Annotated in this window: 21 protein-coding genes and 1 tRNA gene; 7 read left to right on the top strand and 15 right to left on the bottom strand. The window is 56.4% G+C overall.

The window, feature by feature from the left end:
• Positions 1-7 precede the first annotated feature (7 nt).
• Positions 8-823: a sterol desaturase family protein gene (locus EUU25_RS10180; protein WP_158900670.1), complete on the top strand. Its 816-nt coding sequence runs from the start codon at positions 8-10 to the stop codon at positions 821-823.
• A gap of 111 nt (positions 824-934) precedes the next feature.
• A complete protein-coding gene (locus EUU25_RS10175) occupies positions 935-2,065 on the top strand; it encodes a hypothetical protein (protein ID WP_158900668.1) in 1,131 nt (376 codons plus the stop codon).
• A 453-nt stretch (positions 2,066-2,518) separates the two neighbouring features.
• Here the strand turns inward: EUU25_RS10175 and EUU25_RS10170 are convergent, their stop codons facing one another.
• The 10 genes from EUU25_RS10170 to EUU25_RS10125 all read right to left on the bottom strand — a co-directional run bounded on the left by EUU25_RS10170 (position 2,519) and on the right by EUU25_RS10125 (position 11,436).
• The gene (locus EUU25_RS10170; protein WP_158900666.1) at positions 2,519-3,385 is read right to left on the bottom strand and encodes a class I SAM-dependent methyltransferase; all 867 of its coding nucleotides are present in this window, start codon (positions 3,383-3,385) and stop codon (positions 2,519-2,521) included.
• A gap of 25 nt (positions 3,386-3,410) precedes the next feature.
• Positions 3,411-3,512, bottom strand: coding sequence for a DUF2474 family protein (locus tag EUU25_RS10165; protein WP_187351265.1), 102 nt, complete (start codon positions 3,510-3,512; stop codon positions 3,411-3,413).
• Complete coding sequence (cydB, locus tag EUU25_RS10160; protein WP_158903315.1) at positions 3,512-4,510, bottom strand: cytochrome d ubiquinol oxidase subunit II; 999 nt, start codon at positions 4,508-4,510, stop codon at positions 3,512-3,514. Before cydB ends, EUU25_RS10165 begins: the two co-directional genes overlap by 1 nt.
• Complete coding sequence (locus EUU25_RS10155; protein ID WP_158900662.1) at positions 4,507-5,943, bottom strand: cytochrome ubiquinol oxidase subunit I; 1,437 nt, start codon at positions 5,941-5,943, stop codon at positions 4,507-4,509. The genes cydB and EUU25_RS10155 overlap by 4 nt, the downstream gene beginning before the upstream one ends.
• A gap of 112 nt (positions 5,944-6,055) precedes the next feature.
• Positions 6,056-7,825 carry a SulP family inorganic anion transporter gene (locus tag EUU25_RS10150; RefSeq protein WP_158900661.1) on the bottom strand — a complete coding sequence of 590 codons (1,770 nt, stop codon included), beginning with the start codon at positions 7,823-7,825 and terminating at the stop codon, positions 6,056-6,058.
• Positions 7,826-7,830: 5 nt separating this feature from the next.
• Positions 7,831-9,411: a bifunctional protein tyrosine phosphatase family protein/NAD(P)/FAD-dependent oxidoreductase gene (locus EUU25_RS10145; protein ID WP_158900659.1), complete on the bottom strand. Its 1,581-nt coding sequence runs from the start codon at positions 9,409-9,411 to the stop codon at positions 7,831-7,833.
• Between the two features lie 36 nt (positions 9,412-9,447).
• The gene (locus EUU25_RS10140) at positions 9,448-9,651 is read right to left on the bottom strand and encodes a YgaP family membrane protein (protein ID WP_158900657.1); all 204 of its coding nucleotides are present in this window, start codon (positions 9,649-9,651) and stop codon (positions 9,448-9,450) included.
• An 11-nt stretch (positions 9,652-9,662) separates the two neighbouring features.
• The gene (locus EUU25_RS10135) at positions 9,663-10,082 is read right to left on the bottom strand and encodes a DUF6691 family protein (RefSeq protein ID WP_158900655.1); all 420 of its coding nucleotides are present in this window, start codon (positions 10,080-10,082) and stop codon (positions 9,663-9,665) included.
• The gene (locus EUU25_RS10130; protein ID WP_158900653.1) at positions 10,079-10,519 is read right to left on the bottom strand and encodes a YeeE/YedE family protein; all 441 of its coding nucleotides are present in this window, start codon (positions 10,517-10,519) and stop codon (positions 10,079-10,081) included. The genes EUU25_RS10135 and EUU25_RS10130 overlap by 4 nt, the downstream gene beginning before the upstream one ends.
• A complete protein-coding gene (locus tag EUU25_RS10125) occupies positions 10,516-11,436 on the bottom strand; it encodes an MBL fold metallo-hydrolase (RefSeq protein WP_158900651.1) in 921 nt (306 codons plus the stop codon). The genes EUU25_RS10130 and EUU25_RS10125 overlap by 4 nt, the downstream gene beginning before the upstream one ends.
• Before the next feature lie 103 nt (positions 11,437-11,539).
• Between EUU25_RS10125 and EUU25_RS10120 the strand changes: the two genes are divergently transcribed.
• Both EUU25_RS10120 and EUU25_RS10115 read left to right on the top strand, forming a co-directional pair.
• Positions 11,540-12,187: a peroxiredoxin gene (locus tag EUU25_RS10120; protein ID WP_158900649.1), complete on the top strand. Its 648-nt coding sequence runs from the start codon at positions 11,540-11,542 to the stop codon at positions 12,185-12,187.
• A complete protein-coding gene (locus EUU25_RS10115; protein WP_158900648.1) occupies positions 12,184-12,594 on the top strand; it encodes an ArsR/SmtB family transcription factor in 411 nt (136 codons plus the stop codon). Before EUU25_RS10120 ends, EUU25_RS10115 begins: the two co-directional genes overlap by 4 nt.
• A gap of 74 nt (positions 12,595-12,668) precedes the next feature.
• Here the strand turns inward: EUU25_RS10115 and EUU25_RS10110 are convergent, their stop codons facing one another.
• The 4 genes from EUU25_RS10110 to EUU25_RS10095 all read right to left on the bottom strand — a co-directional run bounded on the left by EUU25_RS10110 (position 12,669) and on the right by EUU25_RS10095 (position 14,818).
• Positions 12,669-13,043, bottom strand: coding sequence for an EAL domain-containing protein (locus EUU25_RS10110; protein ID WP_158900646.1), 375 nt, complete (start codon positions 13,041-13,043; stop codon positions 12,669-12,671).
• Complete coding sequence (locus EUU25_RS16710; protein WP_158900644.1) at positions 12,992-13,207, bottom strand: EAL domain-containing protein; 216 nt, start codon at positions 13,205-13,207, stop codon at positions 12,992-12,994. The genes EUU25_RS10110 and EUU25_RS16710 overlap by 52 nt, the downstream gene beginning before the upstream one ends.
• Positions 13,208-13,695: 488 nt before the next feature.
• Positions 13,696-13,770, bottom strand: a tRNA-Thr gene (locus EUU25_RS10100).
• A gap of 202 nt (positions 13,771-13,972) precedes the next feature.
• A complete protein-coding gene (locus EUU25_RS10095; protein WP_158900642.1) occupies positions 13,973-14,818 on the bottom strand; it encodes a helix-turn-helix transcriptional regulator in 846 nt (281 codons plus the stop codon).
• A 306-nt stretch (positions 14,819-15,124) separates the two neighbouring features.
• Between EUU25_RS10095 and EUU25_RS10090 the strand changes: the two genes are divergently transcribed.
• From EUU25_RS10090 to EUU25_RS10080, 3 genes are all read left to right on the top strand, one after another.
• Positions 15,125-16,162: a quinone-dependent dihydroorotate dehydrogenase gene (locus EUU25_RS10090; protein WP_158900639.1), complete on the top strand. Its 1,038-nt coding sequence runs from the start codon at positions 15,125-15,127 to the stop codon at positions 16,160-16,162.
• 46 nt (positions 16,163-16,208) lie between these two features.
• The gene (ggt, locus tag EUU25_RS10085) at positions 16,209-17,951 is read left to right on the top strand and encodes a gamma-glutamyltransferase (RefSeq protein ID WP_158900638.1); all 1,743 of its coding nucleotides are present in this window, start codon (positions 16,209-16,211) and stop codon (positions 17,949-17,951) included.
• A 105-nt stretch (positions 17,952-18,056) separates the two neighbouring features.
• Positions 18,057-19,871 (top strand): AMP-dependent synthetase/ligase, encoded by a 1,815-nt coding sequence (locus EUU25_RS10080; protein ID WP_425505216.1) that lies wholly within the window; start codon positions 18,057-18,059, stop codon positions 19,869-19,871.
• 344 nt (positions 19,872-20,215) lie between these two features.
• On the opposite strand, the gene EUU25_RS10075 is transcribed toward EUU25_RS10080, so the two are convergent.
• Positions 20,216-20,734, bottom strand: a complete 519-nt coding sequence (locus EUU25_RS10075; protein WP_158900635.1) for a hypothetical protein — start codon at positions 20,732-20,734, stop codon at positions 20,216-20,218.
• Between the last annotated feature and the right edge of the window lie 122 nt (positions 20,735-20,856).

Below are 20,856 nucleotides of genomic sequence, written 5' to 3'. Positions count from 1 at the left end.
CACCGAGATGCCTACTTCAACCTATGCTGTTATTGCCATTTATGTCGCTTTCGGGATTCTTGAACTGTTTCGCACTCGTCTTTTTTCGAAGATGGAGCAAACCCGGGACGATGGCCTAGTTGAAATTATCAGCACAATATTGCTTCTGGTCATTACTCAGCCGACCATTCTCATATTTGTCGACTATGCGCTCGGATCGCTTCGGCCCGAGTGGCGGGGTATGTTGTCTGATATAAACATATTCCTGGCGATCGGGTTATTTCTGATCCTCGACGATATGATGCAATATTGGCAGCACCGTGCATCGCACAGCTTTTCGTGGCTCTACAATATGCACCGTGCACACCATAATGCCCGTTATATGAGCGTGCGCTTGGTCTACCGGAACAACGTCTTTTACTATGCGCTGATGCCCAGTATCTGGTTCTCCGCAGTGTTGGTCTACATGGGCTTGGGATGGGTTTATGCGGGCTATGTTGTGGTCAAGCAACTGGTTATCATTGGCGCGCATAGTGATGTTGCGTGGGATGCGAAGCTACTCAAAATCAAGTGGTTTTCCCCAGTCATGTGGGTGGTCGAACGGACAATTTCGACGCCTGCCACCCATCATGCCCATCATGGCCGTCACTACAGCGACCCAGCAGTGAACTATAAAGGCAATTTCGGAAATCTGCTCTTCTTCTGGGATGTGCTGTTTGGCACCGCAAAAATCACGCGAACCTATCCGCAAAGCTATGGCGTAGAAAATTTACCAGAGGCGACATTAGGGCAGCAATTGGCGTGGCCACTATTTCCTGAGGCCAAGGCTCCCCAAAGCAGTTAGAGGGACGAGCAGGCTCCCCGCACCGTTTCGGGCTTCGCTTCAAGGAAGTGAGATTGATTGATTCGACCGGTGCAGTCCTTCTTGGTAAAAGAATGGCTTGGGAGCGACTCGATGGGTGAAAACGGGTTACGCAAACGCGATTTTTTGAAAGCCGCGATGCTCGGTACGATCGGGGGGCCTGTGTTTGCGCAGGATCAGGACCTATTCGGTATTAAGGTTCCAAAGGCCCTGATGCAGTTCATTCCCGCAAAGCCGTTGAGTATCGCAACCACGGTCGAAAAGATCATACGGTTGGAAGCCGATGCCGATCGAAAAGGGCTTGCAGAGTCGCCGTTACAACGCCGCAAAGGTGAGAGGGTGTTCGCCACAGAAACGTCAATCTACCAACTTGTATTGCCGCGACTGGTGGCCTTGATTGATCGGAGCGAACTGGTTGATCTTGGACTTGCAGACGAAGCAGGCTCTTTGCTCGCCGAATTGCATGCAACACAGCATGAACTGCCCGAGGCGCTGCTAAACCTGTCGATCACTATTTCGCTTCCACAACCGGAAGGGCGATTTGCGCACAGTCATCTGTCTATGGCCCAGGGAGTCCCGCTTCCTGAACTGGTGAAACCGTCGGAGGAGCGAAGCGAGACAGATACAAACGCACCACTCAGTAAATCGAAAGATTTTTTGAGCTTGAAAGACGAGTATCGGCGCCTGTTCCATTCCGCTGCGGTGCGGTCGGAATATCGTGACAGTACCGATTGGCATCGTGAGATGATGCAAAAATCAAAGCCGCGCTACCAGTCTGTTTCGGACAATACTGGCGTGCCCTGGTATTTTATTGCGGTTTGCCATGCGCTGGAATCGAGTTTCAATTTCAGGGCGCATTTACACAATGGCGACTTTCCGCTGACCGCCCGCACGCGTCAGGTGCCAGCCGGACGTCCGACGAAATGGCTGCCTCCATCCGATTGGGAATCCAGCGCGCGCGATGCCTTGCGTCTTTTGGGATTTGCAGACCAGAAAGACTGGTCGCTAGAACGAACCTTGTATCGGCTGGAAGCGTATAACGGATTTGGATATCGCCGATATGGGGTCGCGTCCCCCTATCTATGGAGCTTTTCCAACCATTATGAGCGCGGCAAATATATCGCTGACCGAAAATGGAGCGCTACGGCAAAATCCCAACAATGCGGCGCAGCCGTCATGCTAAAACTTCTGGCCGACGCTGGAGAAATTGACTGGCCAGAATGACTGTAGAGTTCGTTATTCGGGGATTGTCTCATCGGCCCACGTACCTAAATTCGAATATTCTAAAGCAGCGCCCGTGATGAGCGATCGGGATATGGCTCCTAATTTCGAAAACTGGCTATCAATTCGGCCATTGGCTGCTGACTGACCCTGATCGCACCTGTTGCGGGACGGTCGAGGTCGAAAATCGACACTAGAGCCAAAGTCAAAAGGATGAACAGCATCTTGTTTGCCAGTTGCTGCGGCGTGTTTGCCCGCAACTGCGCCGACTCTTCGGCAAATTCGGTCCTTCTATTTGAGCTAACGCCAAATGGGTGTTTGAGCGCAACAACGGACGTGATGTTTAGCGACGGGTTTCTCTAAAATAGCCCCCATTGAAACGACCAAATTTCCTCTTCAAAACAAGCCGTTCATTCCGGTTGGCCAAAACATAACTTCAGATAAAGGGGACCACCTTTAAGCCGTCGCGGACACGAGCCAAGCCTTACCCTGCATCATCACGCCTTGCTCAGCGACATAATGACTCTTGAATAACTTAACCAAATCCGCTTCAGCTGCCGCTCGAACATCTGCACCTTGTTCGTCCAGCGCGCGTCCAACCGCCATTGAAGACAGCACAAATGAAACCGCATCCTGCGGTTCGACATTCACACCTCCAATCGGTTGCAAGCCTTGATAAGGGATAATGCTCACTCGGGAAAAGCCGCCGCTTGCAAGTATTTCGTTCAAATAGTCGATGTCTTCAAACGCGAACGGACCGGGCGCGCGAGGAATCGCCGGGGGTATTTCAACATAGCGGCGGACAACGCCCATCATTTCCATCATCCACAAATTGTCCCGCGGCGGACCCCAAACAGCCAGATCAATGCGCGCGCCGGGACGCAGCAGGCTGTGCAAATTTGCAAAGGCCTTGTGCGGTTCAGCAAAAAACATGCTGCCAAAGCGCGAAAAGAGCCGGTCGAAAGGCGCATCAGAGAGCTGGATGGTCGCCGCGTCGGCGCATATGAAGCGAATATTGCTAACACCGGCATCTCTCGCGCGTTGCGTCGATGCGGTTGTCAGGTCAGGTGAAATGTCGATACCTAGAACCTCACCTGAAGGTGCCACTGCCTCTGCAATAGCAATCGTGGTACCGCCGCCGCCACATCCGATATCGAGCACGCGTTCGCTAGGTTTGAAATCTGCTTGTTTAAGGAGCGCCTCGCCAATCGGAGCAATCATGCCTTCAAAGCGCTCCAGATTGGCAAGCCATTTGGCGCCCATCTCTCCTGCCCAGTCCTCGCCTTTCAATGCTTCTGGATTACTCTCATTCTGACTGGTCATGTTATACCTCTCCCTTGGCAGACACTTATACTAGTACCCAGCGGATTATACCGCCCACTATCGCCAATGCCGCAACGCTCAGCGCCCAAATGCCGGCAAACCAGCCAATCTGTTTAACATTTGGCATCAATGATACCCATCATGCCCGACTTTACCGCGAAAAACCCAATAGGACCATGCAGTGTAAGCGACGATAGTGGGAACCATGATCGAGGCACCGATCAGCATGAAAAGCTGACTGCGATAGGGTGCAGCCGCTTCCCAAATCGTAACTCGCGCGGGAATGACATTGGGCCAAATCGAAATTCCCAAACCGATCAGGCAAAGACCAAAAAGTGCGAGCGCCCAAAAGAAGGGCTGGGCGTCTTTGGTCTGACGCAGGCTGCGGTAGAAGAAAATTGTCACAGCGATCGTTGCAATCGGAACCAATGCGGTTGCCAGCACTCCCGGGAAACTGAGCCAACGGTTATGATATTGCGCCTCAAGCGTCAGCGTGGCGAGACTGATCACGCCGATCACGATAAGCAAACTAATGCCGAGCCTTCCGGCATAAGTGACAGCTTGCCGTTGCAATCCGCCTTCGGTTTTCCAGTTCAGCCAGCACGCGCCCAGCAACGCATATCCGACAACCAATCCAAAGCCGGTCAATATACTGAACGGCGAAAGCCATTCCCACCATCCGCCAGCATAGGCGCGACCCTCGACCGTGATCCCCTGCAGCAAGGCGCCCAGCGCAATGCCCTGCGCAAAGGTGGCAATGAACGAACCCGTCGTAAATGCACGGTCCCAAAGTTCGCGATGATCCGGGTCGCGCCAGCGGAATTCAAAGGCGACGCCGCGGAACACCAGTCCCAATAGCATCGCGATCATCGGGGCATAGAGCGCAGGCAATATGATCGCATAAGCAAGCGGAAAGGCCGCGAGCAACCCCCCGACTCCCATCACCAGCCATGTCTCGTTTCCATCCCATACTGGCGCAATACTGTTCATCGCGGTGTCACGATCCTTACCCACTTTGAACAAGGGAAACAAAATGCCGATGCCCAAGTCAAAGCCGTCCATGACGACATAGGCGATGATAGCGAAGCCGATGATGCCGGCCCAGATGACTGTCAGGTCCATTATACGATCTCCCCGCTTCGCGCATCGCCGGGAACGCCATCGCCCGACAGCACTTGCGGCGCTGGAGTGATCCCGGCGCTACGGATTGGTGCATCGCTCGGCGGCGCTTCATGTGCTTCTGGCGGTTTCTTCATTAACCGCAGCAAATACCAGATGCCCATGCCGAACACCGCAAAGTACACTACGACGAAAGCCAGAAGCGAAAATGCAACGGCTGGGGCATCAAGGGGTGAAGCACTATCGACCGTCCTCAGAACACCATAGATCGTGAAGGGTTGACGGCCTACTTCCGTGACCGCCCAACCCGCAAGCACCGCGATAAAGCCGGATGGGCCCATCGCAACAGCTGCCTTGTGCAGCAGTGTCCAGTCATAAAGCCGCTTCCGGAAACGGGCGAGCAGGCTCCACAATCCGATACCCACCATTGCCATGCCCAGACCGACCATGATGCGGAAGGCCCAGAATACAATCCCGACGGGCGGTTCGTCCGCGTCGGGGATCGTGTCCAGCCCTGCCATTGGTGCATCGGCATCATGCTTAAGGATAAGCGACGAAGCCTTGGGAATTTCTATCGCATAGTCCACGCGCTGTTCTTTGCTATTCGGAATTCCAAAAAGGATCAGAGGTGCGCCCTCGGGGTGGCTCTGATAATGGCCTTCAATGGCCATCACCTTCACTGGTTGGTGCTCCAGCGTGTTGAGCCCATGAAAGTCACCTGCGACCACCTGAAGAGGGGCAACGATGGCGGCCATCCACATCGCCATGGAGAACATTTTGCGCGCACCCAAATTGCTTTTGTCTTTGAGCAGATGCCATGCACCGACCGCGCCTACGGCGAAGGCGGTTGTCAGATAGGCAGCCAATAATGTGTGGATCAGGCGGTAGGGAAAGCTGGGGTTGAAGACGATTGTCCACCAACTGTCGCCGGGCATGAATTGGCCGTTTGCTGCAATTTCATAGCCGACAGGTGTTTGCATCCAGCTATTCACCGACAGAATCCAGAAAGCGGAAATGAAGGTCCCAACGGCAACCGCCAAAGTTGCAACGAAATGCAGCTTGCGACCCACTTTGTTGATACCGAACAGCATCACGCCCAAAAAGCCAGCTTCCAGGAAAAAGGCTGTGAGAACTTCGTAGGCCATCAAAGGGCCAATCACCGGGCCTGCCTTATCCGAGAACACCGACCAATTGGTGCCAAATTGGTAGGACATCACGATCCCCGAGACGACACCCATGGCAAAAACGACCGCGAAAATCTTGAGCCAGTACCGATATAGATTGGCGTAAACGCCCTTGTTGGTCTTCAGCCAAAGTCCTTCGAGTACAGCCAAATAGCTGGCCAGTCCGATCGAAAAGGCCGGAAACAAAAAATGGAAGCTGACAGTGAAGGCGAATTGAATGCGGGCGAGTATTATGGCCCATTCCTGCTCAATCATGATCGTTCTCTCTGGTAAGCAATGGGTGATGCACTGGGCTTCATATCAAGGAGCAGCAATTGCATATGCAGAATAGCTGATTGCATCTTGCGATGATCTGAGGCGCGCGGCGTCATATCATTCCTCTTGGACCCATGTTGTCAGGCGATAGAGGCGCGTTATCTTCTGCATCGGACGAGCGGATGAGCGATTGAAACGCTTCATTCTGCGAAAGCCAGACTTTGCCGCTGAGGTCATCAAGCAGATGCGATTTTTCGAGCGCGTCCATTACGGGTCCTTTGACTTCGGACAGATGCAATTTGATTCCGCCATCGGCCAGCCGGTGATTGATGGCCTCGATGCTTTCCAGTGCCGAAGCGTCGACGCCATTGATTGCCGAGCACATCAGAATGAGATGCCGCAGATCGGCATGTTCCGAAACCTGCTCCAATACGAATTCTTCCAGCCATCGCGCGTTGAGATAGGTCAGGCTTTCGTCGATGCGGATCGTCAATATGCGCGGGTCGGTGAACACCTTGTGCCGTTTGACATTGCGAAAATGCTCGGTCTCCGGAACGCGCCCGACAATCGCGGCATGTGGACGCGAGGCCCGCCACAAAAACAGGGCGAGGCTAAGGCCAACGCCCGCGATAACGCCGGGTTCAACGCCGACGAGCAAGGTTACGGCTATCGTCGCGGCCATCGCCATGAAGTCGGGTTTGGAATAGCGCCAAATGGCGCGTGGTGTTTTGAAATCGACAAGGCTGAGGACGGCGACAATGATTGTGCCGGCCAGGGTGGCAATCGGCAAAGATGCGAGCAATGGCGTCAGAAAAAGCGCGGCAAGCAATATGCCGATGGCGGTAAATGCCCCGGCTGCAGGTGTTTCGGCACCGGCATCAAAATTGACAACCGAGCGGGCAAAGCCCCCTGTCACCGGATAGCCTCCGGAAAATGCAGCGGCGACATTCGCGGCGCCCAGGCCAATCAATTCCTGATCCGGGACGATCCGCTGCCGTTTCTTGGCCGCCAATGTTTGCGCGACCGAGACGGATTCCACAAAACCTATGATACTGAGCAGCAAGGCCGGAACGACCAAACGCTGCCACAATTCGGGATCAAATACGGGCACTGTAAACGGGGGGAGGCTTTGGGGAATGTCTCCCACCACTTTGACGCCTTTTGCTTCCAGGTCGAAAGCAATGACGGCGAGAATTGATAATGCAACCGCGACAATCGGTCCGGCTTTCGCCGCAAGATCTGCAGGGCGTGCCGCCATGCCAAAGCCGATGAGCAGAGGCTTCAGCCCTTTGCGGACCCAAAAGAGAAAGCCTGTGGAAACAAGGCCAATAGCCAATGTGTAGGGGTTGGTATCCTTGGCGTGCTCGACCAATGTCCGGACAAGTTCCGGCATTGCTTCACCGGATGCCTTTATGCCCAGCACCGACTTCAACTGGCTGGTGGCTATGATGATTCCACTTGCCGTGATGAAACCGGAAACCACAGGGTGCGACAAGAGATTTGCGAGGAAGCCCAAACGCAATACGCCCATCACGATCAGGATCAGCCCTGAGAGAAATGCGAGAATAAGAGCTGCCGCAATGAAGTCGGGTGAGCCGGGTGGCGCAATCGCGCTGGCCGCGGTCAAGGTCATAAGCGATATGACGGCTACTGGCCCGACAGCCAAGGCACGGCTCGTGCCGAATAGGGCATAAGCTATGATGGGAAGGATCGATGCATAGAGACCGATCTCGGGCGGCAGCCCCGCCAGCATCGCATAGGCAAGGCTTTGGGGAATAAGCATGATCGTTACGATAGCGGCCGCTACCAGATCATTGGTCAACGTTACGCCGCCATAACCGCGTCCCCATTCCAATATCGGCAGATAGCGGGCCAATTTCATGTGGGTTACGCCGCCCCTATCTTATGCGGTTTAACCATCCACTCATGTCCCTTGAGCATCCCGTGCCAGTAAATGGGCGGCAATATGGTATCTTTCAGCAGCCATGACAATCGCGAGGGCCGTGTGCCATCGATCAACCAGTTTGGGAAACTGGGGAGCAGTTTGCCGCCATAGCCGAACTCCGCCAGAACGATTTTGCCGCGTTCCACTGTAAGGGGGCAACTGCCATAACCGTCATAATCCGCGACCGGCGATTTGCCTTCGAGTACCGCCAACGCATTGACGGCCACAACCGGTGCCTGTTTACGTGCGGCGGCCATTGTTTTGGCGTTGGAAGCCGAGCACGCATCGCCCAGTGCGAAGATGTTTGGATAGCGTACATGTTGCAAGGTGGCTTCATTGACTTCGATAAAGCCATTTGCAGCGGCCAGCGGACTGTTTCGCACGAAATCGGGTGCAACCTGCGGCGGGACGACATGGATCATGTCGAACTTTTCTTCGACCCGGATAACCGAGTCTCCGCGCTTCTGTTCGAACGTGGCGACCTTTGCGGCGCCGTTGACTGCGACCAATTTGGACTCGAAGTTGAGATGTGCGTTGTAGCGATCCACATATTCCATCAGCGCGGGCACATAAGCGGCGACGCCGAACAGGACGGCCCCGCTATTATGAAACTGCACATCGATGTCGCCGAGCACGGCTGCACGTTCCCAATTGCTACACGACAGATACATTGATTTTTGCGGTGCCCCTGCGCATTTGATCGGCATGGGCGGTTGGGTGAACAAGGCGCGCCCGCTCTTCAGGTCTTTGACCAGACGGTTGGTATAGGGCGCCAGATCATATCGGTAATTGGACGTTACACCGTTTTTGCCGAGTGTGTCGGTCAGGCCCTCAATGGCATCCCAATCGAGCTTGATTCCGGGGCAGGCCACCAACACGCGGTAAGAGACGGAACTGCCGTCTTCGAGCGTAACGGCATTGGTCTCGGGAGAAAATCCGGAGACGGATTTCTTTATCCATTCAACGCCGCGCGGCATGACCGATCGTTCGGACCGCCGCGTAAACTCTGCCGAAAACACGCCTGCTCCGACCATCGTCCAGCCCGGCTGGTAATAATGGACATCCGCAGGGTCGATAACGGCAATTGTCAAATTCGCATTCCGCTTAAGCATGCTCGACGCTGTCGCGATCCCCGCGCTTCCGCCACCAACGATCACGATATCGTAAGCATGTTCCGCAGCAGTTGGACGCGATGCCTCGGCGGCCAGATTCCAGACTTTGCCAGACCTCGCACCAGACCGGCAATAAGCCAGCACGGGCGACGGCAGAGCTTCGAGTGCAGCGCGCATCTTCACGCCATCGCTCGCCACCAACCCCGAGGACGAAACGGGAATGTACGTGAATTTCATTCCCAACGCTTCGGCTTGGTCTTGCACAGCCCTTGAAGAAAGTTGCCCGGGCTCTTCACCGTCCGGACGATTGCAGATGATCGTCCTGAATCCTTGGGCAGCAGCTTCGCGCACATCATCAAGGGTCAGTTGGCCGGATACCGAAAATTCCGGCGAGATTTGCTTAAACGGCATGGCGAAGTCCTACGATTTTGGGGGGATGGGTTTGCCTTAATTTTTGCCGCGGGTGGAAAGGCCAAAAGGCAGATAGGCCGGGCATGTCCCTACGAGGCTTGTCAGCAAGAACATGACGGCCACGACGCCCAATATGATTGCCAAAGTGCCAGACAACTGACCCATCGCATAAGCTGCGCCAATCGCCACGACGACGACAAGGCGGAACAGCCGGTCAAGATTTCCCATATTCTTAGTCATTTTCGTATCCTTTACGTTGATGAAACAGGAATGAAACGGTGGGCCGCCATGCCGACAAACATCGCAACTACGAACGGCAGCACCGCTTTTGGCGCAAGGGCCAGATCGGCAAGCGCGGGGCCGGGGCAAAGTCCGGCAATACCCCAACCCATCCCGAACAAGATCGCCCCGATTGCCAGCGAACGATCGATTTTCGAGGTGCCGGGAAGATCGAAGGATGTTGCCGCAAGCGGCGAAGCGAGCCGGCTTTTAATCATCCAGGCAACGGCCATAGGAAGCACGGCACCACCCATTACAAACGCCAATGTCGGGTCCCAATTGCCAAAGAGATCAAGGAAAGACTGGACCCGAGCGGGATCCGCCATTCCCGAATAGGCAAGCCCGGCCCCGAAAAGGAGGCCTGATATGAGTGCGATCACCACTTTGCTCACAACAAGCCTCCAAAGCGCATAGCGGCTACCGTTACGAAACCGCTTGCCATGAAAAGTGCCGTTGCAACCATCGACCGTGGCGACAGTCGGGAAAGGCCGCAAACGCCATGCCCGCTGGTGCAGCCAGAACCGAGCCGCGTGCCAAAACCGACCAACAAGCCGCCTGCAATCAAGGGAAGGAGAGAGGTCGGGAAACTGACCTGCACCTCACCGAATAGGCGCGCGACCAGGAACGCGCCGAGAGGTAGGCCGATGACAAAGGCAATGGCGATATTCCGTGGTGCTCCGCTGTCGGCAATGCCCGTTGCTCGCGCGGCCATTCCGCTGACACCGGCAATACGGCCAAGGCCCAGCAGCATTGTCGCGGCGGCAAGACCAATCAAAACGCCGCCCATAAACCCTTCTACGGGCATGGCATGGGGAAATGCAGATATCATACCGCGTTGACCGGAATCTTGAGATAGGTGATGCCATTATCGTCTGCAGGCGGCAAATGCCCGGCGCGCATGTTCACCTGAACCGATGGAAGTATAAGCCGTGGCATGTCGAGCGTCGCGTCGCGCGCTTCGCGCATGGTTACGAAATCATCCTCCGATATACCGTCATGGATATGGATATTGGCTGACCGCTCGGCTTCGACCGTAGTTTCCCAGACATAATCCGTCCGCCCCCCGGCGGGAAGATAGTCATGGCACATGAACAGCCGTGTTTCCGGGGGCAGGGACAAAATCCGGCGCGCCGAATGGTAAAGGGTGCGCGCATCACCGCCGGGAAAATCCGCCCGGGCCGTGCCATAATCGGGCATGAACATTGTATCGCCGACAAAGACAGCGTCACCGATCACATAAGCAATACAGGCCGGTGTATGTCCGGGCACGTGCAGCACGGTGACATGCAAATTGCCGATCTGGAACTGGTCGCCATCTTTCCACAATTGGTCAAAATCCGAACCGTCGCGTTCAAAGTCGGAACCGGCATTGAAAAGCTTGCCGAAAACCTGCTGCACCGTGACAATATGTTCACCAATGGCGATCTTGCCGCCCAGCTTCTGCTGCAAATAGGGGGCAGCCGACAAATGGTCGGCATGCGCATGGGTCTCGAGCAGCCAGTCAACGGTTAATTCCTTCTCTTCGACATAGGCGATTACCGCGTCTGCCGAAGAGAAGGAGGTGCGACCCGAGGCGGGATCAAAATTCAGCACGCTGTCAATGATGGCGGCACGGCGGGTCTCGGGATCATGAACAACATAGGTGACGGTGAATGTGGGGCCGTCGAAAAAGGACTTGATGAAGGGGACCCCAGCCTGCGCGGCGGCAATCTGGGTGCTGGCTTTTGCAATCGCTGAGTCGGTCATGGAAAACTCCAATAAATTCATATTTACATAATATGTGTAATTTATTATTTGATGTTCGTCAAGAGTGTTGCCGAAAGGCATGAGATGTGAGACAGCGCGCAATATGACTGAAGCAAGTGACGAAAACCGAAGCCAGGTGCTTCGTATCGGGGACGTAGCGCCCGACTTTAGTGCGCGCACGACGATGGGCGACATTACACTCTCGCAATATCGCGGGAAATGGCTGGTTTTCTTTTCACATCCGGCGGACTTTACGCCTGTGTGCACCACCGAATTTATCGGCCTGGCGAAGGCTGCAGACAAGTTCGCCGCGCTCAATTGTATGTTACTTGGCCTTTCGGTCGACAGCCTGTTCGCGCATCTGGCTTGGATGCGAGCGATCCGGGACGCATTTGGTGTCAGTATCACCATTCCTGTAATTGAAGATCCCGGCATGGTCGTGGGCCGGGCTTTCGGCATGATCGACGCATCGTCTCAGGATAGCGCCACGATCCGCAGCACCTATTTCATTGATCCCGAGGGGGTTATCCGGGCCATTACAACCTATCCGCATAATGTCGGCCGGTCTGTAGATGAAATGCTACGCATGGTTGCGGCGCTGCAACGTGCCGACGGCGACGATGTGCTGACGCCAGAGGGTTGGCACCCGGGAGACGATGTTTTGCTTCCTCCCGCTGTGCAGCTCGAAAATATCTCAGGCAATGCGGGTATAGATGCGGACTGGTTCTGTAAAAGGAGCGCCGACACATGAGTGCGCTTTATCAGAGCCGCGCTCTCGCCGATGCCGCCTGCGAAAAGTTGAGGGTATATGCCCAACCCCAGCGCCTCATGATATTGTCATGCCTTCTGCACGGTGAACGAACTGTCGGAGGAATCGAAACTGCGACCGGCATTGGGCAGCCTGCCTTAAGCCAGCAGCTCGCGGAATTGCGCCGCTCGGAAATGGTGAAAACCCGTAAAGAGGCAAAGCAGGTCTATTATGATCTCGCCGATGAGAATGTCAGCTTTTGTGTGCGCAGTATGGAAGCAATCTTGGGCGATGGAAGTGATCCTGAAGATGCGCTCACTAAAGTGCTTCGATCAAACAAAGCAGCACCGGCTGTTCAGAAAACGCCTTCCGGTACGGCTGCATTCGCGAGGATGATGCCTCGGCAGTAGTCCGCAACCAGCTTTTGGCCTCGAATTGATCGTAGCACCCACCCTTTACTGACCTGCGGATTGATGTGAGGCTCCTAAGGCACGCCATCGCCCGTGGTGACGCTCGTCAGCAGCGCTAGCGCATCAGCTTCCGGCAACGCCCGATCAAACAGCCAGCCTTGACCGAACTTGCAACCGATTTCTTGCAACCGCGACCGCTGGAACTCGGTCTCAATCCCTTCGGCCACAACCCGCAAATCCATGGCCTCAGCCATACTGGTCATAGCTTTGACGATAGTCCAATTGGTATTGGTTTCGTCCTGATTCATCACAAATGACCCGTCAATCTTTAGCGCATCGAACGTCATGGCCTGCAGATGCGCAAGCGACGAATATCCCGTCCCGAAGTCGTCGAGGCTCACACGCACGCCCATAGTGCGTAGTTCTTCGAGCATATGTGCGGTGCGCATCGGGCTGCTGTACGACAGGCTTCACGCAACACCCATGTTCCAAGCGGCACGATAAGACCGCATTCTTCCGCGACTGGAATAAAGATGTCAGGCGCCGTGTCGTCACCATTGGGCTGTGGCCAGCGCAGTAATGCTTCGAACCCTACAATATTGCGTTCGTTCAACTGGACGATCGGCTAGTAGTGTAATTCGAAGGCCCGCTGCTCGATAGCCTGTCGCAATGCCGACTGAAGCTCAAGCCGCGTTAACGCTTTGGGCCTCGCCGCCGCTATCAACCTGTCTGCGGCAAGGTGCGTATAATGTGCCGTACTTTCCCCGTTCACACGCCTGAGCAGCTTGCCAATCGTCTAAAGATCGACACCTGACCCGGCCAACGCCGAAGCCTAACTATGGCAAAAGTCATGGGAGGAAACGTCATCCAACGTAGCCTGTATGCGCGCCTGCAGGGAAGAAGGTTTGGTGTCAGCGAACGGCAACCGCGTCTGCGGGTTTGGCAACCCCCACGGACAGTCGGGATCCCTACCATTGGAATGCGAGCAAAATTGCGTGGGGTGTGAAATCAAACGCCCAAACCATCCCAAACAGGACCCAAAGCCCCTCCCAACGGGAAGGCACTTTCGCATTACTTTTTGGGATTCCCTGTCTAAAGGGATGGTGCTGCTGGGGAGGATTGAACTCCCGACCTCGTCATTACCAATGACGCGCTCTACCACTGAGCTACAGCAGCTTACACCGAAGGTGCGGCCCTATGCGAAGGGATTGGCTTAATGTCAAGTCGCTTGCGTGGATTGGAAGCATTTGGCAACGGTGGACTATGGAAAAGAAGTTGGACAAGAAGCAAATTGAGCGGGAAGCGCGTTTGCGTGAGGCGTTGCGGACCAATTTGCGGCGTCGCAAAGCGCCGGGGGGCAGTGTGTCCGATTCGAAGCCTAACTGTCCGAAACCAGCGGACTGACTTTTCCGCCAAGCGAGCGCCGACCGTCCATCGTCGCTCGGGTCAGTTTGGATTGTCCGCTGCGCAACTGGCCCGGGGTGAGGCCGGTAAATTGTTTCACTTCACGGATCAGGTGCGACTGGTCATAAAAGGCGAGCGCCAAACCTGTTTCATCCAGGCTGTCGCCATGGGCGAGCGACTGCGCCGCCCGCAGCGCGCGGTATTTGCGCGCCAGTTTCTTGGGCGGCAGGCCATAATAGCGTTTGGTCATCCGTTCGAGCTGGCGTTGGGACAGGCCGGATTGCGCGGATAGGCTTTCCACGCTCGGGTCGCCGTCGCTGATCAGCCAGGCGTCGACCATGGATGTAAAATCAAACGGGGCTGTCGATTTGTGGCGGAAAATATTTTCCGCGGCGAGGCAGCCGAGTTCGACCTGTTCGCTAAAGTCCGATGCGGCAATAAGTTCGTCGCGCACTTCCAATATCCAGTCGCCGAATATGTGCTGCGCATCCAAGGCTTTGTCCATATAGGCGCCGGCATTATTGCCCATCAGCGCGACCCATCCTGCGGTGGGCATGCCCCAACCGAAAATCGACAACGGGCAATCGGACTTGGCCAATACAGGCGCGGTAGTTGGCCCGATGATGGTGACAGGGAAGGTTGTGGACATGGTGCCATTGGCAAAATGATATTCGCCATGGCCTTTCAACTGGAACCGGAACTGTGCCCGGTCCGCGCGTTCGAGCTCCGAAAAATGATCGCCGGCAAAATCCAGTCGGTAGAATGACGACACCAGTTTGGCCAGCCGTTCACCCGGGGCTTCATAACGTACGTCAAGCATAGTGCGACCCATCTCCAGTTTCGGTCATACACCGCGACGGCACACAAAAAAAGACCCGCTGTTACCAGCGGGCCTGATAGGAAAAAGAACTTGGCGTCTTTCGACGTCGAGCCCTTCGGGTCGCACCCCCTCTATTCACGGAAATTGTAAAACGCTCTTGCACGAAATCGTCATCGGCAACGATTACATTTGACATTTTCGGCCAACGATATTTTCGTTATCGTTAACATACTGGAAATTGCGGTTTCTTGCATTTGTGTGACAGCGGGATTGCGTCGGATTCTTTTGTGTAGGATAGGCACAGGCATGTTCTACGCCCTTTTCCGCCCTTTCCTGTTCCTCTCCGATGCTGAACGGGCCCATAACATGTCGCTTGCCATGCTGAAGGTGGCGCCGATCGCGTCGCTCGGCGCGTCGGACCCTCTGTTGGCCCAGAATGTGGCGTCGCTGGATTTTCGCAATCCGGTGGGTCTGGCGGCTGGATATGATAAAAATGCGGAGGTGCCGCTGGAGATATTGCGGCTCGGATTTGGCTTTACCGAAGTGGGTACGCTGACGCCTTTGCCGCAGGCCGGAAATCCGCAGCCCCGGCTGTTCCGTCTTGTCGAGGACCGGGCGGTCATCAACCGGATGGGGTTCAATAATGGCGGGCAGGCCGATGCGATGGCGCGGCTGGCGCATCTTGTCCGCGACAGGGGCGCTGGCCCGATTGGCATCAACATCGGCGCAAACAAGGACAGTGTGGACCGAATCGCGGATTATGTGACCGGCGTGCGCAATATGGAGCGTTTTGCCGATTATCTGACGATCAACATCAGTTCGCCCAACACGCCGGGCCTGCGCGCTCTGCAGGACAAGGCGGCTCTGGATGATCTTCTGGCGCAATCCATGGACGCGCGGACATTGGGGAAGCCCGTGTTCCTGAAGGTCGCGCCGGATTTGCAGCCTGCGGATATCGACGACATTGTTCAGGTCGCGATCGCGCGCGGCATTGCGGCCTTGATTGTGTCCAACACCACCATCAGCCGTCCTGACTTGCGCTCTTCGCACCGGGACGAAAGCGGGGGCCTGTCCGGCGCGCCCTTGCGCGATCTGGCGCAGCAACGGCTCGTAGATTTCCGAAAGGCGAGCGGGGGGCAGATACCCTTGATCGGCGTGGGCGGCATTGCCAGTGCAGCGGACGCCTATGCCCGCATCCGTGCAGGCGCGTCGCTGGTGCAGATTTACAGCGCATTGGTCTATGAAGGACCGGGGCTTGCAAAGCGCATCAATGCAGGGCTCGCACGCTTGTTAAAGGCGGACGGATTTCGGAGCCTCGCCGACGCCGTCGGGGTCGATGCCTGAAAAAGGGACTTTGCCTTGGCGACGTCGCAAGGCTAGAGCGCAGGATATGAAAAGAATTTTTATCGCGCTGTTCGCACTTGCGCTGGTGCCCCAAAATGCTGTTGCCAACACCGTTGGCGTTGCGTCCTCCGCTGACCCCCGGGTGACCGAGGCCGGGATGGAAATGCTGAAGCAGGGTGGCACGGCGGCGGACGCGGCCATGGCGATGATGCTGGCGCTGACCGTGGTAGAGCCACAGTCCAGTGGTATCGGCGGCGGCGGGTTCCTGATGTATCAGGATGCAAGCAAAGGCATGTTGAGCACGCTCAACGGTCGCGAGACCGCGCCTGCTGCGGCGACGCCGGACCGTTTTGTGGGGCCGGACGGAAAGCCCATGCCCTTTTTGCAGGCGTTCCAGGGTGGCCGTTCCGTGGGCGTCCCGGGCAATGTCGCGCTGATGGCCGAGGCGCACAAGAAATGGGGCAAGCTGCCCTGGGCGACATTGTTCAAGCCTGCCATCCGGCTCGCGCAAAAGGGATATGTGGTCAACGCCACGCTCGAGTCGCGGTTGAAGATGGTCGAGCGCTTATGGCCCAATTTTGACGAGGCGCGCGCTATTTACTGGGCGGACGGAAAGCCTTTGGTGGCCGGTGCGACCATCCGCAATCCGAAGCTCGCCGCGACGTTGAAGCTGATCGCCAAAAAGGGGCCGGATGCCTTTTACAAAGGCGCGGTGGCCAAGCAGATTGTCGACGCCGTCACCACCAGCAAAGTGGGTGCAGGCGACATGACCCTGACCGATCTCGAAAAATACCGCGTCAAGGAACAGGCGGCGGTGTGTGCGCCCTACCGCGTCTATGTCGTCTGCGGCATGGGCCCGCCTTCGTCAGGCGCAACCACGGTGCTTCAGATTTTGGGCAGCCTGCAGCGGTTCGACATGGCGGCGCTGGGCAAGGATAATCCCAAAAGCTGGTTCCTGCTGGGGCAGGCGATGCAACTCGCCTATGCTGACCGCGAGAAATATCTGGGCGACAGTGATTTTGTCGAGGTTCCGGTGAAGGGCCTTCTGGACCCCGAATATCTGAAGGCGCGCTCGGCGCTGATTGATCCGGATAAGGCGCGCACGGACTATCCCGCGGGGACACCCCCGGGCGCGATGCCGCGCACTGCGGCGCTTTCAAGCGAGGTTGCGGGTACCACGCATTTTGCGGCCGTCGATGCAAAGGGTAATGTTGCCAATATGACGTCCACTATCGAGAGCGTCTTCGGCAGCCAGCTGGTTGCAGGCGGTTTCTTCCTGAATAACGAGCTCACCGATTTCACCTTCGCGCCCGAAAAGGACGGCGCGCCGGTGGCCAACCGCGTGATGGGTGGCAAGCGGCCTTTGTCGTCCATGTCGCCCACGATCGTGTTTGACCGCGATGGCCGGGCGGTTCTCACCCTGGGCTCTGCGGGCGGCAAGCGGATCATCATGCATGTCACCAAAACGCTTGTCGGCGTGCTCGATTTCGGCCTGCCGCTGGATCAGGCCATTGCGCTGCCCAATATTTATTTCGGGCAAGGCGAACTGCAGGTGGAAGAGGGCAGCGCGCTAGCCCCGATGGTCGATACACTTTCGGCTTATGGGCAAAAGGTCCGGGCATCTGATCTAGGATCCAAGGTCAATGGGGCACAATGGGGCGCAGATGGATGGACCGGCGCGTCCGATCCGCGTAGCGAAGGCACCTCGGCGACATTGGATGCAAAGGGCAAAGTTACCGTCACCGCGCCCAAGATTGCGCCCGAAGCCCCAAAGGCGAGCGTGTTCTGATCCTGTTTAAAACGAAAGCCTGATTGCGCTACACGGCGGGCCGCGCTAGCAACGGCGTCGTGGTTGAGGTTCGAAAAGGGCCGGCCGGAATAGTCCGAGGAGAGAATTGTGGCTGCCGAACAATTTGACGATTTTGACAGCTTTCCCAATCTGGTGTCGATATTCCTTGCGCGGGCGCGTTACCGGGGCGATGCGCCGTTCCTGTGGGCGAAAAAGGAAGGCGGCTGGCAATCGCTGAGCTGGGCCGAAACCGCCCGCCAGGTCGCCGGATTTGCCAAGTCACTCCGCCAGCTCGGGCTGCAAAAGGGCGACCGTGTTATGCTGGTATCCGAAAACCGGCCCGAATGGTGCATCGCCGATCTGGGCATCATGGCAGCCGGATGCGTTACCGTGCCCACTTACATCACCAATACCGAGCGTGATCATCAGCATATTTTGGACAATAGCGCCTCGCGCGCTGTGGTTGTGTCGACCGCAAAGCTTGCCAAGACGCTGTTGCCTGCGGCGATCCGGTCGTCCGAAGCCGAATTCATCATTGGTATGGAGCCGCTACAGGCAACGCAGCAGGGCCAGTTGTCGGTCCACAACTGGCACGACATGGTCAACGGTACCGACGCCGATGTGCGCGCCACCGAGGCGGCGATGGCGACCGTCACCCGCGACGACCTCGCCTGTATCATCTACACCAGCGGCACCGGCGGAGCCCCGCGCGGCGTGATGCAGCAGCATGGCGCAATCCTGCACAATGCCGACGGCGCGGCGACGGTCCTGCGCGAAGATTTCGGGCTGGATGAGGAAGAGGTTTTCCTCTCCTTCCTGCCGCTCAGCCATGCCTATGAACATTCCGGCGGGCAATTTCTGCCCATCGGCGTCGGCGCGCAAATCTATTATTCGGAAGGGCTGGAAAAGCTCGCCTCCAATATCGAAGAAACCCGCCCGACGATCATGGTCGTCGTCCCACGCCTTTTCGAAGTGCTGCGCCAGCGGATGATCAAGGCGGTCGAAAAACAGGGCAAATTCCCCAACTATCTTCTCGACAAGGCGCTGACCATTGGCGAGCGGGATTATAAGGGGAAAAAGCGGCTGCGTGACGCGCCGATGCGCGTGCTGTTGTCGCGGACAATCAAGCCCAAAATCCAGGCGCGCTTTGGCGGACGGATGAAGGCCATGGTATCGGGCGGCGCGCCGCTGAACCCCGATATCGGCGTGTTCTTCCAGTCGTTGGGCATCACCCTTTTGCAGGGCTATGGCCAGACCGAAGCGGGTCCGGTGATCAGTTGCAACCGGCCGAGTGTCGGTTTGAAAATGGATACCGTCGGACCTCCACTCAAAAACACTGAAGTAAAAATTGCCGAAGATGGCGAGATTCTCGTGCGCGGGCCGCTGGTCATGCGCGGCTATTGGAGGAACAAGACCGAGACCGATCGCGTCATTATCGACGGCTGGCTGCACACAGGCGATATCGGCCATATTGATGAAAAGGGCCGGATTGCGATTACCGACCGCAAGAAAGACCTGATCGTCAATGACAAGGGCGACAATATCGCGCCGCAAAAGGTGGAAGGTATGCTGACGCTGCAACCCGAAATCCTGCAGGCGATGGTGTCGGGCGACAAGCGGCCCTATATTGTCGGCCTGATCGTACCTGACCCCGAATGGACGCTGGACTGGTGCCGGGCGCAGGATATCAAATGCGACTTTGCCGACCTGAATGACAACCCGCAATATCGCTCGGCGCTCCGTGCCGCCGTTGACCGGGTGAATGCGGATCTGTCGGTGACTGAAAAGGTTCGCCAGTTTGAACTGACCGACGAACCTTTCACGATCGAAAATGGCGAAATGACCCCGAGCATGAAGATCCGTCGCCACGTCATCCGCGAACGCTATGCGGCGCGGGTGAATGGGATGTATAAGGATTGAGGGTAGGGGAATGCTAAGACTTTCCTCTACCCTTTAGGGGAGAGGAGCGAGACTTGGCGGCTTGCCGCCTAGTCGCAGCGGAGAGGGGGAGTTGGTGCGCACACCTCACCGTCGAGCCCCTCACCAACTACGCCTAGGCCTTGCGGCCAAGGCTCCGTATCCTCTCCCCTAAAGGGGAGAGGGATGGTTTCATACCAAGACGCAAACTGCACGGATAACTCTCGCAACTGCCATTATCCAAAAGCGTCACCCTGAACCAAGTTCAGGGTGACGGGTTCAGTAAAGAAGCGTCACAACTGCGGGGACTGTCCCGTAAGGGACTGTCCCCAACGCCCCCGCAATGATTACTCGCAGATATACTCCCCGTTCTCGTTGCAATCGACAGCATCCTCTAGGGCGAGATAAGCCACACCGAGGCCGAGGACGAGCGCGCCGCCGACGATGGCGAGCGTGCTTGGTCCGCCGCCGCCTTCCTTTTTCGCATCTGACCCTGCCGCGGATAGACTGAAATAATGGGTGGCCAAGGGCTGGCCGTTCAACAACAATTTAGTCGAATGGTTCGGAATGAATGACAGTCTGAAGCCGTCCCCGTTGATGGTTGTTCTGCGTTGCAGGGGTTGACCGTCAGAAAGCTGGAAACTCGGTCCGGCGACCAGATCGAACCGCACCGGGGGCTGCGTGGATTGCGTATTGCGAGGGCCGTCCAGAGATATTTTGACGCTAGCCATCACCGCCGCGCCGCGCTGGCTTACCGACGATAGGCCCTGCATATCGGAAAGATGTGCTCTGTCTTGTGCACTTGCAGGCTGCGTGACCGCCATCGCGCCAGCACATAAGACCATCTTGATAGATAAGGATTTCAAGTCGACCGCTCCCCCATTTCGATACATAAATCCGGACACAAGCAGTGTCCTGGATAATATCGCGATATTAGGCGGCAAGCGTTCGCCCTTTCAAGCGTCGAAATGCTTGCCGCCCTTAGACC

It is taken from the genome of Sphingorhabdus lacus (assembly GCF_009768975.1).
Taxonomy (GTDB): Bacteria; Pseudomonadota; Alphaproteobacteria; order Sphingomonadales; family Sphingomonadaceae; genus Sphingorhabdus_B; species Sphingorhabdus_B lacus.
The sequence above is the reverse complement of the archived record's forward strand: the minus strand, read 5'-3'. Positions and strand labels throughout refer to the sequence as shown.

What these genes read in the sequence shown, in the direction of transcription:
- EUU25_RS10125 (WP_158900651.1), bottom strand. Translation starts at nt 11,436, where the DNA reads ATGACCGACTCAGCGATTGCAAAAGCCAGCACCCAGATTGCCGCCGCG.
- EUU25_RS10090 (WP_158900639.1), top strand. Translation starts at nt 15,125, where the DNA reads ATGTTCTACGCCCTTTTCCGCCCTTTCCTGTTCCTCTCCGATGCTGAA.
- ggt (WP_158900638.1), top strand. Translation starts at nt 16,209, where the DNA reads ATGAAAAGAATTTTTATCGCGCTGTTCGCACTTGCGCTGGTGCCCCAA.
- EUU25_RS10180 (WP_158900670.1), top strand. Translation starts at nt 8, where the DNA reads ATGCCTACTTCAACCTATGCTGTTATTGCCATTTATGTCGCTTTCGGG.
- EUU25_RS10130 (WP_158900653.1), bottom strand. Translation starts at nt 10,519, where the DNA reads ATGATATCTGCATTTCCCCATGCCATGCCCGTAGAAGGGTTTATGGGC.
- EUU25_RS10175 (WP_158900668.1), top strand. Translation starts at nt 935, where the DNA reads ATGGGTGAAAACGGGTTACGCAAACGCGATTTTTTGAAAGCCGCGATG.
- EUU25_RS10110 (WP_158900646.1), bottom strand. Translation starts at nt 13,043, where the DNA reads ATGCGCACCGCACATATGCTCGAAGAACTACGCACTATGGGCGTGCGT.
- EUU25_RS10140 (WP_158900657.1), bottom strand. Translation starts at nt 9,651, where the DNA reads ATGACTAAGAATATGGGAAATCTTGACCGGCTGTTCCGCCTTGTCGTC.
- EUU25_RS10145 (WP_158900659.1), bottom strand. Translation starts at nt 9,411, where the DNA reads ATGCCGTTTAAGCAAATCTCGCCGGAATTTTCGGTATCCGGCCAACTG.
- EUU25_RS10095 (WP_158900642.1), bottom strand. Translation starts at nt 14,818, where the DNA reads ATGCTTGACGTACGTTATGAAGCCCCGGGTGAACGGCTGGCCAAACTG.
- EUU25_RS10165 (WP_187351265.1), bottom strand. Translation starts at nt 3,512, where the DNA reads ATGCCAAATGTTAAACAGATTGGCTGGTTTGCCGGCATTTGGGCGCTG.
- EUU25_RS10150 (WP_158900661.1), bottom strand. Translation starts at nt 7,825, where the DNA reads ATGAAATTGGCCCGCTATCTGCCGATATTGGAATGGGGACGCGGTTAT.
- EUU25_RS10170 (WP_158900666.1), bottom strand. Translation starts at nt 3,385, where the DNA reads ATGACCAGTCAGAATGAGAGTAATCCAGAAGCATTGAAAGGCGAGGAC.
- EUU25_RS10155 (WP_158900662.1), bottom strand. Translation starts at nt 5,943, where the DNA reads ATGATTGAGCAGGAATGGGCCATAATACTCGCCCGCATTCAATTCGCC.
- EUU25_RS10115 (WP_158900648.1), top strand. Translation starts at nt 12,184, where the DNA reads ATGAGTGCGCTTTATCAGAGCCGCGCTCTCGCCGATGCCGCCTGCGAA.
- EUU25_RS10120 (WP_158900649.1), top strand. Translation starts at nt 11,540, where the DNA reads ATGACTGAAGCAAGTGACGAAAACCGAAGCCAGGTGCTTCGTATCGGG.